The 16,033-nt window shown below is 67.7% G+C and carries 13 protein-coding genes, 1 tRNA gene and 1 pseudogene; 1 reads left to right on the forward strand and 14 read right to left on the reverse strand.

The features are described from left to right. Positions 1–54: 54 nt before the first annotated feature. The 14 genes and pseudogenes from Q0747_RS07005 to Q0747_RS07070 all read right to left on the reverse strand — a co-directional run bounded on the left by Q0747_RS07005 (position 55) and on the right by Q0747_RS07070 (position 15,100). The gene (locus Q0747_RS07005; RefSeq protein WP_298252986.1) at positions 55–1,221 is read right to left on the reverse strand and encodes a TIGR02391 family protein; all 1,167 of its coding nucleotides are present in this window, start codon (positions 1,219–1,221) and stop codon (positions 55–57) included. Then, entirely contained in the window at positions 1,218–2,681 is a 1,464-nt protein-coding gene (locus Q0747_RS07010; RefSeq protein WP_298252987.1) for a hypothetical protein, read from the reverse strand. The genes Q0747_RS07005 and Q0747_RS07010 overlap by 4 nt, the downstream gene beginning before the upstream one ends. Further along, complete coding sequence (locus tag Q0747_RS07015; RefSeq protein WP_298252988.1) at positions 2,678–3,784, reverse strand: XRE family transcriptional regulator; 1,107 nt, start codon at positions 3,782–3,784, stop codon at positions 2,678–2,680. Before Q0747_RS07015 ends, Q0747_RS07010 begins: the two co-directional genes overlap by 4 nt. After that, positions 3,777–4,574: a hypothetical protein gene (locus Q0747_RS07020; RefSeq protein WP_298252989.1), complete on the reverse strand. Its 798-nt coding sequence runs from the start codon at positions 4,572–4,574 to the stop codon at positions 3,777–3,779. Before Q0747_RS07020 ends, Q0747_RS07015 begins: the two co-directional genes overlap by 8 nt. Before the next feature lie 19 nt (positions 4,575–4,593). Next, entirely contained in the window at positions 4,594–4,863 is a 270-nt protein-coding gene (locus Q0747_RS07025; protein WP_298252991.1) for a hypothetical protein, read from the reverse strand. A gap of 491 nt (positions 4,864–5,354) precedes the next feature. Further along, a tRNA-Pro gene (locus Q0747_RS07030) sits at positions 5,355–5,428 on the reverse strand. A gap of 77 nt (positions 5,429–5,505) precedes the next feature. Continuing rightward, entirely contained in the window at positions 5,506–7,062 is a 1,557-nt protein-coding gene (der, locus tag Q0747_RS07035; RefSeq protein WP_298252993.1) for a ribosome biogenesis GTPase Der, read from the reverse strand. An 81-nt stretch (positions 7,063–7,143) separates the two neighbouring features. Next, the gene (gene cmk, locus Q0747_RS07040; protein ID WP_298253073.1) at positions 7,144–7,848 is read right to left on the reverse strand and encodes a (d)CMP kinase; all 705 of its coding nucleotides are present in this window, start codon (positions 7,846–7,848) and stop codon (positions 7,144–7,146) included. Positions 7,849–7,871: 23 nt separating this feature from the next. Next, complete coding sequence (locus tag Q0747_RS07045; RefSeq protein WP_298252995.1) at positions 7,872–8,999, reverse strand: prephenate dehydrogenase; 1,128 nt, start codon at positions 8,997–8,999, stop codon at positions 7,872–7,874. 3 nt (positions 9,000–9,002) lie between these two features. Continuing rightward, positions 9,003–9,857, reverse strand: a pseudogene (locus Q0747_RS07050) (pseudouridine synthase); the annotation flags it as partial. 656 nt (positions 9,858–10,513) lie between these two features. After that, positions 10,514–11,158: an SMC-Scp complex subunit ScpB gene (gene scpB, locus Q0747_RS07055; protein ID WP_298252997.1), complete on the reverse strand. Its 645-nt coding sequence runs from the start codon at positions 11,156–11,158 to the stop codon at positions 10,514–10,516. After that, on the reverse strand, positions 11,151–12,020 hold the full coding sequence (locus Q0747_RS07060) for a ScpA family protein (protein ID WP_298252999.1): 870 nt from the start codon (positions 12,018–12,020) through the stop codon (positions 11,151–11,153). The genes scpB and Q0747_RS07060 overlap by 8 nt, the downstream gene beginning before the upstream one ends. 35 nt (positions 12,021–12,055) lie before the next feature. Then, positions 12,056–12,943: a ParA family protein gene (locus tag Q0747_RS07065; RefSeq protein ID WP_298253001.1), complete on the reverse strand. Its 888-nt coding sequence runs from the start codon at positions 12,941–12,943 to the stop codon at positions 12,056–12,058. Positions 12,944–13,141: 198 nt separating this feature from the next. Then, entirely contained in the window at positions 13,142–15,100 is a 1,959-nt protein-coding gene (locus tag Q0747_RS07070; protein WP_298253003.1) for an AMP-binding protein, read from the reverse strand. A gap of 224 nt (positions 15,101–15,324) precedes the next feature. Here Q0747_RS07070 and Q0747_RS07075 point away from each other — a divergent pair, with 224 nt between their 5' ends. Next, on the forward strand, positions 15,325–15,993 hold the full coding sequence (locus tag Q0747_RS07075; protein WP_298253005.1) for a GntR family transcriptional regulator: 669 nt from the start codon (positions 15,325–15,327) through the stop codon (positions 15,991–15,993). The last annotated feature ends 40 nt before the right edge of the window (positions 15,994–16,033 follow it).

Here is a 16,033-nt window from a genome sequence, read left to right on the forward strand (position 1 = left end):
AAGAGTGCATGACACCGTGGTCGCACGGTGCCACAGATGCGCCTCAGGTGCGCGCTACTGCTCCGCAGCGATGCGCGCCTCCGCCTTCGCGGAGATCGTTTCTGGGTGCTCCTGCCTCATGAATTCAAGAAATGTCGTCGTACCAGCCTCTTGGCTATACCCATTGCTGTCGACGGTCGGCAGCTCTAGAAGTGCATCCACGTCGTCCTTGCTGAGTGCATCGGCGACCACTTGGAGGCGCATCAGGACGATGTTGCTGTGGTCGAAGCTGCGTGTGAAGTCAGCGTCCCTCAACCACTTTTCCTTGAGAACCCGACGCACCGACGGGGACAAGAGTTCATTCGGCAGCGTGATTGTGTTGAGCCATCGCCCGCCTTCGAACAGGCGGTAGAACCGCGTCGCTGAGTATGTGCGCCGCTCGGCGGCGATCAAATCCTCGACCTGCGTGATCAGCTCGTCGCTGACGTACCGGGTGATGAGATCATAGGACAGGCTCGCGAGCGAGATGTAGTGGAGCGCGAGGTTCCGCTCGATCGATGTCGCGAGCGTGTGGGACTTTTCGTTGCGAAGGAACTGTATGGCCATATTGAGATACTTGACGCCATCGAAAAAGTCCTTCTCGGCCTGGCCTGCTGGTTCGTGCCCAAAGAGAGCTGGCAGGTTCTCGGGTTTGAACGCGTCCGTCGCCTTCTCGCTCCCGGTCTTCTCCCTGAGTGCCTCCCGCACCACCTTGTAAGACTCTTCGACCGCGTGGAAGTAGTCCTCGGTCGCAAGGTAGCGACTGATGTGGGCGTAAATGTCTGCGTGGATCTCGATCTGGATCTTGTTGTTCGTGACGGTGGCCTCTGTCGTGAAGCTCACGCTCGACGGCGAAGCACCGGCGGCGCCGGCCGGCTTTGCCAGGCCATCGGCCACGGCGCGCATCCGCTCCATGCTCGCGCCGTTGACTTCATAGCCATTCAGGCGCTTAGCATCGATGTACTCGATGAGCGCGTTCAGCGACCTGGACACTTCATCCTTAGTGCCGCTTCGCCAGAGGGCGCGCAGGCGGTTCGCCTTCGAATCGCCGAACCCCGGATAACGCTCGGCGTCGTAGACGTCGATCCCCAGATCGTGGAAGATCGCAGCAAACGACTCATTGCTGAAGTCGAGTACGTAGCCACCCGACATGCCGAGCACCGATTCAAGCAGTACTTTGTCCGCCACGCTCAAGCCGCTCATGACTGCTCTCCACCTCCCGACGTCGCCGTCGAGGCGCCGCTCTCGATCTTTGAAGCGGACAGAGGACGACGAGCGTCCACTGACGAGTAGTGCAGTGATGTGCCGGTAGCGTGAGCCACTGCAGCGGCCTCGGCAGGAAGTGCCTTCAGGCGCCCAACCGCAGCGCGGTTGCTGCGGTACTGGACAGCGATGAGCCAACCCTCGTTCGCTCCGTCCGAGTTTAAATAACTCGGGAGCTGGTGCCAAAGCCCGTTCCAGAACTTGCCGTTGTGAAGCTTCTTCACCTCGATGAGCAGCCGCGCTGACGTCCCGGATGACGCCTTGAAATCGACCGGGCCACGCCCGAGCTCCACCTCCCGATCGAGCTCGACATCAAACTGACGTAAATAGGGCTGTGCGAGGCCAAGGAGCAGGAGCTGGATGGCTCCTTCAGGCTTCTCCGACCCATCGTCGTTCCAGAGCAGACTCCATCCGCGCTGTTCCTCAACGAAGTGACGGAATTGGTCGACGACTTCCGCCACGAGCTCCGCCAGCTCCTTTGCGGTGGCTATGACCCGCGCTGGCAAGGGATGATCCGCTGCGAAACGCGCGGGCTCGCGGTCCCATTGGACGACGCCGAGCGGATCGGCTCCAAAGTCGTAGCCCATGAGGTCTTCGCGGCTGGTCTGGGCACGTGCCCACTCCCGAACTCGTTCGGGTCGTTGACGGGCGAAGGCCACGATGCTCGACTTCGATACAGCCTGACCCACCTTGAGATTCAACGAAAGGCGGAAGTCATCGTTGAAATGTGAGTCGAACCAGTCGTCGGAGTTCAGCGTCGGAAGCCCACCAAGGATGAACTTCGGAACCAGAATGATGGGCCGTTGAGTCATGGGGTTCGTTGGTAGCTCAACTTCCTCGTCGTGCCACCTTGCGGCGTCAAGCGAGACGCGGGCATGCCGGACCTTGTGCATCGCCAAGGGCACATTGTGTCGGCGCGCAACTTCCTGCGTGTACGCGATCAGTCGCCTCTTGATGACGTTGGCAGTAGCGTCCGAGATTCGATCGGCGCCGATACCTTCGTTCAGGATGCCGATCTCTTCGATGTGCTCCGGCTGGGTGAGCCCCGCTGCGATGGCGACAGCAATCCCGTCCGCCATTCGCGCAGCGAAACGATCTCCGGAGCCAGAACCCCGTGTGCCGGCTGCCGTGTACCCCAGACCCAGTTCGAATGGTTCAGGGAACGTCAGGAGTCGGCGGGCGGCTTGTGCGGAGACTGATCTAGAGCTCGTTGCCTTTGCAACGAGGCCATAGCAGTGCACGAAGTGGGCGATCAGCTCGTCATGCGCCGCCGCCCAGACACCCCCGGACTCAAGGAGCAACAGCGGGTCGATGAACAGCTTGGTATCAACCTTCAGATGCGAATCAAACCAGTCATCCTCGGCGATGCGCTCGATACCGAACGCCTCCGAGAACCTCACGACTTGACTCCGGCGACCGGCACCCTCGAGGCCGCAATCTCATACAGCCCGAGTGGCAGTCCAGAGCCAGCGAGGAAGGACTCCTCGTCGACGCCCACTTCGCGCAGCACTTCGCGTGCGCGCGGCAGCATTGAAGGCATCTCCAGGGAGGAGATTCGGCCGGGTTCCGCGCGCCGCCAGCCGTTCTGCGACATGCGGATGACCGCATTACGGTACGAGACGTCACTCATGATCCCGAGCGCACGAGCGCGGTACAACAGCGCCGCGAGGCTAACTCCCCAGTACTCCTTGAGCTCGGCAAGCTGCGCCCAGGCCTTACCCGCGGTGGACGCAGGTAAGGACGGCGCGATCTCCTCAGCTGGCATCAAGAACTCTGATGCAAACCTATTGGCCTGCTCCTCTGCAACCTTCCCGCCGGGCTCTGCGTCGTGATGCATGACCAGGTGGCCGAGCTCATGAGCAGCGTCGAAGCGCTGTCGGTAGTAGTCGTCCTTCACCGGGTTCAGCACGATAATCGGCCTAGTCGCCGAGTGCAGAGAGTAGGCGTCAATCGAGGCCACACCCGGCTCGCTGAACACGACGACGACGCCATTGCGCTCGATGAGTCGCACCACGTGCTGCACAGAACCAGGTCCGACGTCGAAGAACTCTCGTGCTTCCCGCGCGGCCTCCTCCGGTGTCATCGAGCGCTCGTCAGGATCCACGGGGAGATCCGGCAGCAAGGCCTCTGGAAACTCGACCGCATTCTCAAGCATCCCGGCGATCTCCGCGACGAACCGCCCGTACGCCTCCGCCTCATCCTGCGCGATCTGCGGTGTGGATCGGAGAGACCGGAAATGCGGCTTGTTCGTCTTGGGTGGAGCTCCTCCCCCGAAAAACTGCGGCTCGACGTGAAGCGCTAGCGCCAATTTCGCCACCGTTGCACGGTTGGGCTGCTTGGCGCCGCTTTCCCATGCCGTCACCGACGCCGGCGACATCTCAATGCGCGCCGCCAGATGGGACTTTTTAAGTCCCTTCAGCTGACGGGCCATAGTGAGGCGCTCACCGTTGAAGAACGAAGCTGCCGCGGCGAGCGTCTGGGACGGCCGACGCACCTCAACCATTCGCTGCGCCCGTCCCTTCGCCCGCACTAGTCCGCTTGATCCGCACCGGCAAGTCCTCGACATCCGTCGACGCACCACCGCTCGGCATCCGCGGCGTGACCGGCAAACCCATGCCGCCCGTCAAAGTGCCACCGGAGAGCAGCAGCTTCTTCCAATGCCAGCAGGAGTCGTCGGCGTGTTCAGGGTTCTTGCTCTGGCCGATGTAAAGCTCGAACTGCTTGGTGATCGGGTTGAAGGCGTGCGCCGCGATCAAGGTGACACCCTCGAAGTCATCGTCGTCCGGGATGCCCGGGATTGTCTCTAGACCGAAGTCCTCAGGCGAGAACAGCGCGTTGCCATCGTCGAAGAACTGATCCGCCACCCTTTTTTTCGCTGTGCTGCGCTGCCCCCACTTGACGTTGTCGACCTTGCCAAACGGATACGACTGCAGCAGCACCCGGAAGCCCTCGATCGCCCAGCCCGGGGACTGCTTGTAGTCCCGGCGGATCACCGCGTCGGTTGGGAGGTTTGGCATCGCCTCGAACGCCTCCGGCGTGATGCCGCGCTCAAGGACATCCCCACCAAGACCCTCAAGCCCCTCACCCAGCTTGAACCGACCGTTCGACGTTGCACGGTCAATGAGGTCTTTCAAGTGCTTGAAGTTGAGGTAGCCGACGACGCCCTGGTCATGCCCCTGGTCCTCGTCATACAACTGATCGGTCGCAGCGAACCCCACTGGCGCACCCCACTTCAGGACATTGAGCAGCTCGGAGCTCTGAAGCGCGGAGAGAGCGTCATCTTCTGCGGTCATGAGGCCAGACTACACGGGGTCAGTAGATTGCGTACCTAGTTTTACTCTGGGCGTGTCGAATCTGGCTGTGTTTGCCGTACAGCTGATTCGCGAACGGGTCACGGCGAAGGGTTCCTGGCCGATTTCCAGTCGACTTATAGGTGCAGGCGTAGGCGTGCTCGAGTGCCGGCAGAAGGTCCGTGAAGCCAAGCTCCGCGGCGATCACCTCGTCGACGGCGTCCGTCAGGTTACGCATCTCCGACACGATGTACGTGCCCATGTACTTTCCGGCGTAGGGCGTGAAGAGCACGTGGTTCTCCACTTGTAGACGAAGGATTGAGCGAAGTCCTTAAACTCCTGTCGCCCGCCGAGCGTGTGCGGGAGCGGCAGGGAAGGAGAAGAACTCGGGGTGCTCGGGACTGACGTCTTCGCGAAGCCGGTAAGACTCCTGACTCCACCCCGACATGGACTGGTCGTGGTAGACGGCGAAGCTCAGCGTCCTCGCTGGCCTCCCGAGGCTCACCTTCCACGGCTCCCGCCACTAGCACGCCTTCCTGATGATCGCCTCGGGCGCGGATATCGCCGTCATTTCCAAGCGGCTCGGGCACTCGTCCCTGTCGATCACCAGCGACATCTACGGCACCTTATTGGGTCGGCCAGCCGAACGCCGCGGAGAACGCCTCCGCGCTCGTGCCCGCCCGCGGGGCCAGTGCACACACGGTGCACACACCGGCCCTGATCGAGGGCAAGAAAAAAGCCCCTGTCAGAACCTAATAAGGCTCTGACACAGGCTTTCATCCGTCGGGATGACAGGATTTGAACCTGCGACCCCTTGACCCCCAGTCAAGTGCGCTACCAAGCTGCGCCACATCCCGGCCGACCCGCTCAGCGGGCCGAACCACTCGCACAACATTACATCATTCCCGGGGTGGAGCGGCACCGCGGGAGGCCGTCAGCGCTTGCGGCTGCGCTTCTCGCGCACCCTCATGCTGACCTCGATGGGCGTGCCCTCGAAGCCGAAGGTCTCGCGCAGGCGGCGCGTGATGAAGCGGCGGTAGCCCGGGTCAAGGAAGCCGGTGGTGAACAGGACGAACTTCGGCGGCCGGCTCGAGGCCTGCGTGCCGAAGAGGATCCTCGGCTGCTTGCCGCCGCGCACCGGGTGCGGATGAGCGGCGACGAGCTCGCCCAGGAACGCATTGAGGCGCCCGGTGGGGATGCGCCGGTCCCAGGACTCGAGGGCGACGTCGAGCGCCGGCACCAGCCGGTCCTTGTGCCACCCGGTGAGCGCCGAGATGTTGACGCGCGGCGCCCACTCCACGTGCGCCAGATCCTGCTCGATCTCCCGCTCCAGGTACCGGCGGCGCTCGTCGTCGAGCAGGTCCCACTTGTTGAACGCGAGCACGATCGCCCGGCCGGCTTCGATGGCCATGTTCAGGATGCGCACGTCCTGCTCGCTGAGCACCTCGTCCACGGCGAGGAGCACCACGGCCACCTCGGCCTTCTCCAGGGCGGACTGGGTGCGGAGCGAGGCGTAGAAGTCGGCGCCCTGCTGCATGTGCACGCGGCGGCGGATGCCGGCGGTGTCCACGAAGCGCCAGGTACGGCCACCGAGCTCGATCATCTCGTCCACGGGATCACGCGTGGTCCCGGCCAGGGGGTCGACGACGACGCGGTCGGAGCCCGCCAGCTTGTTCAGCAGGGAGGACTTGCCCACGTTGGGGCGGCCGATCAGGGCCACCCTCCTGGGCCCGCCGGAGCGCTCGATGCCCCCGTGCTGGGAGAACTCGGGCAGCACCTCGAGCACGCGGTCCAGCATGTCGGCCGTCCCGCGTCCGTGCAGGGCGGAAACCGGCCAGGGCTGACCGAAGCCCAGGCCCCACAGCACCGAGGCGTCCGCCTCGTTCTGGATGTCGTCCACCTTGTTGGCGACGACGATCACGGGCTTGTTCTTGCGGCGCAGCATGCGCACCACGGCCTCGTCGGTGGCCGTGGCGCCGACCGTCGCGTCGACCACGAGCAGTACGGCGTCGGCCATGTCGACGGCGATCTCCGCCTGGTCGGCCACGCGGGCGTTGATGCCCTTCGCGTCCTGCTCCCAGCCGCCCGTGTCCACGAGGGTGAAGTTCCGCCCGGTCCACTGCGCCGGGTAGGAGACGCGGTCGCGTGTGACGCCGGGGGTGTCCTCGACGACGGCCTCGCGGCGCCCGAGGATGCGGTTCACGAGTGTGGACTTGCCCACGTTGGGCCGTCCGACGATGGCCAGGACGGGATTGAGGCGGCCCTCGTCCTCGTCGTCGTAGTCCTCGTTCTCCCGTGCGAGGAGGTAGGCGTCCTCGTCGTCGAGCTCGTAGTCCTCGAGACCGGCGCGCAGCGAGGCGGCCCGCTGCTCGGCCTCGGCGTCGTCGAGGGTCTCGAGCACCTCACTGACCTGGTCCTCGCCGGTCGGCTCGTACTCCTCGTCGGCTCCCGGGGCGCTGCCCGGGGCGTTCGGCGAAAGGTTCTCGCTCATCACACTGTCCTTCGGTTGGTGTTCACCGTCTCCCGACGGTAATTCTGGTGGGTCCGGGACCGGGCCCGGGCTGTGCTCGGCCTAGTTCGCCACGGCGAGGACGATCCCGAGGACCGCCGTCACGGTCTGCTCGAGGTCCAGCTCGGAGGAGTCCAGCGTGACGACGCCGTCGGCGGCCTGCTGGAAGTCGACGACCGTGGAGTCCTTCGCGTCGCGCTCGGTGACCTGCCGCTTGAGCTGCGCCTCGGACTGCGTGCCGCCGAGCTGGTCGCCGCGGCGCCGCAGGCGGGCCTCCTCGGTGGCGGTGAGCAGGATCCGCACCTGGGCATCCGGTGCGACGACGGTGGTGATGTCCCGGCCCTCGGCCACGATGCGGTGCGAAGCGCCTGCGATGAGGGCCCGCTGGCGACGGATCAGCTCGGCTCTCGCCCCCATGGTGGTGGCGACGGCGCTCACGGCCGAGGAGACCCCGGGTTCGCGGATCGCGGCGGTGACGTCGATGCCGGCGACCAGCACCGACTCCTGGTCGGGGCTGGTGCTGATCTCGAGGTCGATGGAGCGCGCGGCCGACTCGACCGCCGGACTGTCCGTCAGGTCCACTCCCGTCGTCATGCAGTGCAGCGTGACCGCCCGGTACATGGCACCGGTGTCCAGGTACGCGGCCCGGAGGCGGCGCGCCACCTCCCGGCTGACACTGGACTTGCCCGATCCGGAGGGACCGTCGATGGCCACGACGAGCGGCTTGCCGATGCGGAACCCGGCGTGGGCGTCGGTGTCCGCGGGGATAGGGGTCCCTGTCGATGTGGTGTTCACTGCACTACCTTCCAGCCCCGCTGGGTCAGGGACTCCGTCAGTTCGTGGCGCCTGCCCGGCAGGACCGAGAGTTCGGCCAGGCCCACCTGGCGCCCGGGGGAATGCTCGAGGCGGAAGTCCTCGACATTGATGCCGATGTTTCCGATCTCCGTGAGGAGCTTCGCGATCTGGCCCGGGACGTCGTCCACGAGCACCGTGAGGCGCGCGAACGAATTCGGCGGGGCACCGTGCTTGCCGGGAACGCGTGCCTGGCCCGCGTTCCCCTCCGAGATCAGCTGCGCCATGTCGAGGCGCGCTCCCCCGGCGGCGGGCTCCTCGAGCGTGTGGATGAGCCGGTCGAGATCCTCGCGCACCCCGTAGAGGATGTCGACGAGGCGCCCGGCGTTCGCCGAGAAGATCTGCACCCACAGGCGCGGATCACTCGCGGCGATGCGCGTGACGTCCCGCAGACCGTTGCCGGCCAGCGCCAGGGCCTGCACCGGTGAGTCCTGGAGCCTGCTGGCCACGAGCGAGGAGACCACCTGCGGCAGGTGCGAGATCAGGGCCACGGCCTCGTCGTGCTCCTCGACGCTCATGCGGGCGGGCACGGCGCCGAGATCGACGGCGAGCGACTCCGCGCGCAGCACGGCCTCGGGGGTACTCGCGGCGTGGGCGCACAGCACCCACGGGGCGCCGGTGAACAGCTCTGCACGCGCGGCGACCGGTCCCGACTTCTCGCGGCCCGCCATCGGGTGCGTCCCGACGTAGCGGGGCAGCTCGGCTGCGACACCGGGCAGGGCGGCGAGCTCGGCGAGGATGGCCTCCTTGACGCTGCAGATGTCCACGACGACGGCGTCCGGGTAGGCCAGCAGCGCGTCGGCGACCACGCGCGCCGTCACATCCGGCGGCGTGGCCACGACGACGAGTTCGGGGCTCAGCTGCTCCCCGTCGCCGACGGCCTCCACGAGGAGCCGTCCCGCACCGATGTCCCGCGCCACGGCCTCGGTGGAGGGGGAACTGTCGGACAGGACGACGTCGAGGCCGCGGTTCCGCAGCCCCAGTCCGATGCTCGCTCCGAGGAGACCTGCTCCCACCACGAGAACGGGTCCGAGGAGATGTGTTCCCTGCTCCGTGCGCACGTCCATGGGCTAGAGGCCCACCGATGCCATGAGGTGCCCGACCTCCTGGCGCCCGAGCACGCGGATGCTGCCCTGGCGCTGGTCGCCCACGCGGATGGGACCCTCCTGCGTGCGGACGAGTCGTTCCACGGGGTGCCCCACGGCATCGAAGAGGCGCCGCACCACGCGATTGCGGCCCGAGTGGAGGATGACCTCCACGAGGACGTGGCCGGGGGTGGAGTCGACGAGCTTGAAGGAGTCCACCTGCGCCAGGCCGTCCTCGAGCTCGATGCCCTCCTTCATCTGCGCGCCGATGCCCTGCGCCATGGGGCCCCGCACCTGCACGAGGTAGGTCTTGGGGACCTCGTAGGAGGGGTGTGTCAGCCGGTTGGTCAGCTCGCCGTCGTTGGTCAGCAGCAGCAGTCCCTCGGTCTCGGCGTCGAGGCGTCCCACGTGGAAGAGGCGCTCGCTCTTGTCCCGGTTCTTCAGGAAGTCGCTGATGCAGCGCCGGCCCTCCGGGTCGTCCATCGTGGAGATCACCCCGCGCGGCTTGTTGAAGACGTAGTACTTCAGGTGCTCGTTGAGCTGCAGGCGGATGCCGTCCACGTGGATGGCCACCTGCTCGGGATCCACGCGTACGCCGAGCTCGGTCACCACCGTGCCGTCCACCTCCACGCGGCCGTCGAGGATCATCTCCTCGCAGACCCGTCGTGAGGCCACGCCGGCGAGGGCCATGACCTTCTGGAGCCTCACGCCCTCGGGATTGTGCACGTCGATCTCGTCGGCGGGCCGGCTTGTGCGCGAGGGCTTCGCCGGACGCACCGGGCCGAGATTCTGGCCGAAGCGCTCACGGCCGAAGGCCTTGGGGCCGGCCGGCTTCTGACGACCGGCGGCACCGGCTGGACGCCCTGCCCGCTTCTCTCCGGACCCTGGACGGCCGGTCTTCCCACCGCCGGACGCGAAGCGGCCCGACGGCGTTCCTGCGGACGGGCGCCCCGACGCAGAGCGCGCGCGGCCGTCGGCGGACCCACGGCGATCAGCACCTGCGGCTGACGGACGGCCGCTGGACGACCGGGCATCGGACGACCGGGCATCGGACGAGCGGGTGCGCTCCTGGAACGGCTTCCCCGCCGAGGAACGTCCGCCGTCGCGGCCACTGCCCGAGCGGTTCCCCTCGGGGCGACCGCGCTCCGGGCGCCCCTCACCCGACCGGCCACCGTCACGTCCACCGTCACGTCCACCATCGCGGCCGCTATCACGTCCGCTGTCACGTCCACCGGCAGGACGACCGCGCTCCGGGCGCCCCTCACCCGACAGGCCACCGTCACGTCCACTGTCACGTCCACCGGCACGTCCACCGTCACGCGTTCCGCCGGAGAAGCTGGAGGCATCGCGCTCGCCGCCCCTCGCGGAGCCGCCGCGCGGGGCGGACGTCCGACGCTCAGCGGGGCGTCCGGCGGAGTCGCCGCTGCGAGGCGGCTTGCGTCCGGAACCGGATCCTGGCTGCTGTGTCATGGGGAAATCCTTCGTGTAGATCGTGCTCAGAACGTCATGTCGTCGTACTCCCCGAGGCTCTCGAGCCCCGGGAGGTGGGGTGCGATGCGCGGCAGTTCGTCCACGCTGCCCAGACCCACCCGCTCCAGGAAGAGTGCGGTGGTCCCGTAGCGGGCCGCGCCGCTCACCGGATCGGCGTCCAGCTCGACCACCAATCCGCGCTGCACGAGCGTTCGCACCACGGAGTCCACGGCGACGCCCCTGATCGCGGAGACCCTGGCACGGGACACGGGCTGACGGTAAGCGATGACCGCCAGTGTCTCGAGTGCCGCCTGCGAGAGCCGGGCGGACCGGCCATCGAGGACGAAGTCGGCGACGACGGAGGAGAAATGCTGTCGGGAGAAGATGCGCCACCCGCCGGCGATGCTCCGGAGTTCGAACCCGCGCGGAACCGCCGGTCCGATCACTGGGGAGTCTGCACCAGTATAGCCGTCGTACTCGCGCTGCAGTTCCACGAGGGCGTCCTGCACCTGCTCCTGGGGACGCTCCAGGACGAGGGAGAGCCGTGCCTCGGTGACCGGCTGGTCGGCCACCATGAGGATCGCCTCGATGGCACCCTTCAGTCCGCCGGGCAGATCCTCGAGGGCGGCCGTCCCGCCCGGCTCCTCCGCGGGCGCGGACGCATCACGCATCGTCGGTCCTCCAGGACACCCGGAGTTCCGCCAGGGGCGCGGCCTGGTCGAAGGAGACGGAGCCGTCGCGGAAGAGATCCAGCAGCGCGAGGAACCGCGCCACCAGTACCGCTGCGGAGCTGCCGTCGCGGGTCAGCTGCCCGAAGGTCATGGCCCCGTTGAGCTGCAGGAGCTCGGCCAGGACCGCGGACTGCTCCCCGATGCTCACCTGCGCCGAGACGAGGTGCCCGGTCTCCACCACGGCCGGTTCCTCCCCGCGCGGGGCGAGCACGCGCGCCGCGAGGGCGGCGAAGTCCTGCGCAGTGGACCGCCAGCGCAGCTCGGGCAGCAGGGCGAGCACCTCCGGTTCCGGCGGCGCGTCCCGTGGATGGCGTTCGGCCTCCTCCTCGAGGCGGTGGAAGAGCTCCCGGGCCATCTCCTTGAACGCCCGGTACTGCAGGAGCCGTGCGAACAGCAGGTCCCGTGCCTCCAGCAGCGCGATGTCGCCCTCGTCCTCGACGACGCCGGTTCCGGCAGGCAGGAGTTTCGCGGCCTTCAGATCCAGCAGCGTGGCCGCCACCACCAGGAACTCGCTGGCCTCGTCGAGCTTCCACTGTCCCTCGACGGCCTGGAGGTGCCGGATGTGGGCGATGAACTCGTCCGTGACCTCGGCGAGGGCTATCTCGGTGACGTCGAGCTCGCGGCGCGAGATCAGGGTGAGGAGCAGATCGAAGGGACCGCTGAAGTTCGTCAGCTGCACCGCGAAGACGGAGGGCGCCGTCGTCGGCCCCGGGGCCCGCGCACCGTCCGACGCGGACGCCAGGTCCCCGCCGGATTGCCCGCCGGATTCTTTACCGACGTCCTGCACGCTGCCGTGCGCCACCTATCGCTCCCGGAGGGACCCGGCGTCCGAGGGCACTAGGGTGCTCCACCCCGGCTGATGAGCTCCTTCGCCAGCTGGCGGTACGCATCGGCGCCGCTGTGGTTCGCCGCGTAGGAGGTGATGGGTTCGGCGGCGACCGTGGCATCGGCGAACTTGATGGTGCGCTTGATGACTGTCTCGAAGACCTTGTCGCCGAAGGCCTCGACCAGGCGCGCGATGACCTCACGGCTGTGGAGCGTCCGCGCGTCGTACATCGTGGCCAGCACGCCGTCGATCTGCAGCCGGGGGTTCAGGCGGTCCTGGACCTTCTCGATGGTCTCCACGAGCAGTGCCACGGCCCGCAGGGCGAAGAATTCGCAGATCAGCGGGATGATGACGCCGTGCGCCGCCGTCAGCGCGTTGACCGTCAGCAGGCCGAGCGAGGGCTGGCAGTCGATGAGGATCACGTCGTAGTCGTCCGCCACCTTGCGCAGCGCGCGGTCGAGCACCTGCTCGCGCGCCACCTCGTTGACGAGCTGGACCTCCGCGGCGGACAGGTCGATGTTGGCCGGCAGCAGGTCGATGTTCTCGACGGCGGTGTGCTGGATGGCGTCCTGGATGGAGACCTTGCGGTCCATCAGGACGTTGTAGACCGTGACGTCGAGCTCGTGGGGGTTGGTGCCGAGGCCCGCGGACAGGGCTCCCTGCGGATCGAAGTCGACCAGCAGGATCTTTCGACCCGCTTCGGCGAGCGCCGCGCCGAGGTTGATGGTCGAGGTGGTCTTGCCGACGCCGCCCTTCTGGTTCACCATGGCGATGACCCGCGCCGGGCCGTGCGAGTCGAGGGCGACCGGTTCAGGGAACTCCGTGACGGGCCGGCCGGTGGGGCCGAGCTCCGCGTCTCCTGCGCTGGGCAGAGTTGTGGAACCCTGTTCACTACTCACGAATTTGTCCACGCTTCCATCAGAATCGGTGCGGGCCACTCGATCGAACGGATCCGAGCAGCGGTTCTCATGGTCAACGGTACAACGCCGGGGGCGGCGCCCGTGAAGGGAGCCTGTGCTCCACGGCGAGCCCTCAGCCTCAGCCTGAGGTCGAGGGTGGGCTCCTGCGACGCCAGGAACCGGAGTTCTCGGCCAGCCCTACGGGGCCGCTCCCGGACGCAGCAGGGGCTCGAGCGCCTCGAGGACCGAGGCGTCCTCGATGGTGGACGGCACCACGAGCTCCTCCCCCGCGGCCATCTGCCGCATGGTCTTGCGCAGGATCTTCCCGGAGCGGGTCTTGGGCAGCGCCTCGACCACGACGACGGACCGGAAGTCGGCGACGGGGCCGATGGTGCTCCGGACGAGCTGCACGAGCTCAGCCACGAGGGTGTCGTGATCGGGTGCCAGACCCGCCTTCAGGACCACGTACCCGCTGGCCCGCTGGCCCTTCAGCGGGTCCTGGAGACCGAGGACGGCGCACTCCGCCACGGCGGGATGCTGTGCGAGCACCTGTTCGATGGCCCCCGTGGAGAGGCGGTGGCCGGCCACGTTGATGACGTCGTCGGTCCGGCCCATCACGAAGACGTAGCCGTCGTCGTCCACATAGCCCGAATCGCCGCTGGTGTAGTAGCCCTCGAAGGCGCTCAGGTAGGAGTCGCGGAATCTGTCGTCGCTGCCCCAGAGCGTGGTGAGGGTGCCGGGAGGAAGGGGAAGCCGCAGGGCGATACTGCCTTCCGTCCCGGCCGGCACAGGGTTGCCCTCGTGATCGAGGATCACGACGTCGTAGCCCGGGGAGGGCAGCGAGGGTGAGCCGGGCTTCAGGGGCAGGTCCGCCAGCCCCCGCGGATTGGCGCAGATGGGCCAGCCCGTCTCCGTCTGCCACCAGTTGTCCACCACGGGCACGCCGAGCACCTCCCCGATCCAGGCGGAGGTGCCCGTGTCGAGCCGCTCACCGGCGGAGAACAGCGTGGTCAGGGAGGAGAGATCGTGGCTGCGGATGAGCTCCGCCTCGGGATCCACGCGGCGCACGGCCCGCAGCGCGGTCGGGGCGGTGAAGAGTGCCTTGACCCGGTGCTGCTCGATCAGCCGGCCGAACGCCCCGGCATCGGGCGTGCCCACGGGCTTGCCCTCGTAGAGCACGGTGGTGGCGCCCGCCAGCAGCGGCCCGTAGACGATGTAGGAGTGGCCCACCACCCAGCCCACGTCGGACGCCGTGAGCATGACGTCACCCGGGCCGATCCCGAAGACGGCCTGCATGGTCCATGTCAGGGCGACGGCGTGGCCGCCGTTGTCCCGCACCACACCCTTGGGAGAGCCGGTGGTGCCGGAGGTGTAGAGGATGTAGAGCGGGTCCGTCGCCGCCACGTCCACCGGCGGGACGGCCCGTGCCCGGGAGACGGCCTCGTCCCAGTCCACCCAGCGGCTTTCCCCTCCGGCATAGCCGGCGACGTCGTGCTGGAAGCCCTCGCGGGCCTTCGAGACCACGGGGATCCCCGGGCTGCCGGCGAGCACCAGGGCCTCGTGGACGGCCGGCAGGTACTCGACGTGGCGACCGGGCTCGAGCCCTCCCGAGGCGGTCACCACGGCGCCGGGGCGGGCGTCCCTGATCCTCGCGGCGAGCTCGGCCGGGGCGAAACCGCCGAAGACCACGGAGTGGATGGCCCCGAGGCGGGCCGTGGCGAGCATGGCGATGACGGCCTCCGGGATCATCGGCAGGTAGATCAGCACACGGTCGCCCGTGCCCACCCCGAGCTCCGCGAGCACCCCGGCGAAGACGGCCACCTCGTCCCGCAGTTCGGCGTAGGTGTACGTGCGGCGGACGCCCAGCATCGCGGAGTCGTAGACCAGGGCCGCCTGGTCCCCCCGTCCGGCGTCCACGTGGCGGTCCAGCGCGTTGTGGCTCGTGTTCAGGTGGCCGTCCGGGAACCAGTGGTGGAAGGGCGCCGACGAGCTGTCGAGTGCGCGGGTGGGCTCGGTGGACCAGTCGACGGCGGCGGCCGCCGAGAGCCAGAAGTGGTCCGGGTCCGCGATGCTCCGCGCGTGCAGGCGCCGGTAGTGGGCCGGGGTGGAGACATCGTTCCCTGCAAAGTCGTCCGAATCGTTCCCTGCAGCAGCCATGATCGCCCTTCGGTGCGCGTGATGTTGAGGCACAGTATCACGCACGGTGCCGGTCGACCACGGAGGCGATGAGCCCTTCGGTGTATACATCGGCTCCTGGTTTCCGGGTCCGACATCGGCTCTCGATCGACGCAGCCCTTGTTCCTGCCGCGACCTTTGTATACATTGGATGGTGGTCCCGGGCGTCGCTGCCGCCGGGACGCCACGACCGGGAGGAGGAACGCATGAGGGCCAGCGATCGCGCCTACTCCACCCTGCGCACCGACATCATCGACTGGCGGCTCGCCCCCGGCGACATCCTGGCCGAGGTGGAGCAGTCGGCGAGGCTCGGCGTCTCCCGTACCCCGCTGCGCGAGGCACTCTCCCGCCTGGTGGCCGAGGGCCTGGCCACGACCAACACCGGGCGCGGCGTGGTCGTCTCCGAGATCTCCCTCGAGGCCGTCACCGATCTGTTCGACGCGCGTATCCCCCTCGAGTGCGCCGCGGTGCGGATCGCCGCCCGCCGCGGTGATCCTGCCGTCTTCGCGCCCCTCGCCGAGGAGTTCGCCTGTGCGGGCCCACTCATCGACGGAGACGGGGACAGCGACGGCCAGGCGGCCTACTACGGACTGGTGGCCCGGCTGGACCACGCCATCGACGAGGCCGCCGCCAATCCCTATCTGCTCCAGGCCCAGAAACCGATCCGTACCCACCTCGCCCGCGTACGCAGGCTGGCCCGGGACAATCCCATCCGCCTGCTGCACAGCGCCCACGAGCACGAGCAGATCGCGCGTGCGCTCGCCGACGGCAATGCCGAACTCGCCGAGGCGGCCATGCGCGTGCATCTCCACAGGAGTCTCCAGCACCTGACCACCCCGTCCCACGCCGGTCACGGCGCCGCACTGCACCCCTGACACCCCCGATATCACCGACATCACCGACGCACCACCGACG

The organism is uncultured Arthrobacter sp. (genome assembly GCF_947493765.1).
Taxonomy (GTDB): Bacteria; Actinomycetota; Actinomycetes; order Actinomycetales; family Micrococcaceae; genus Arthrobacter_D.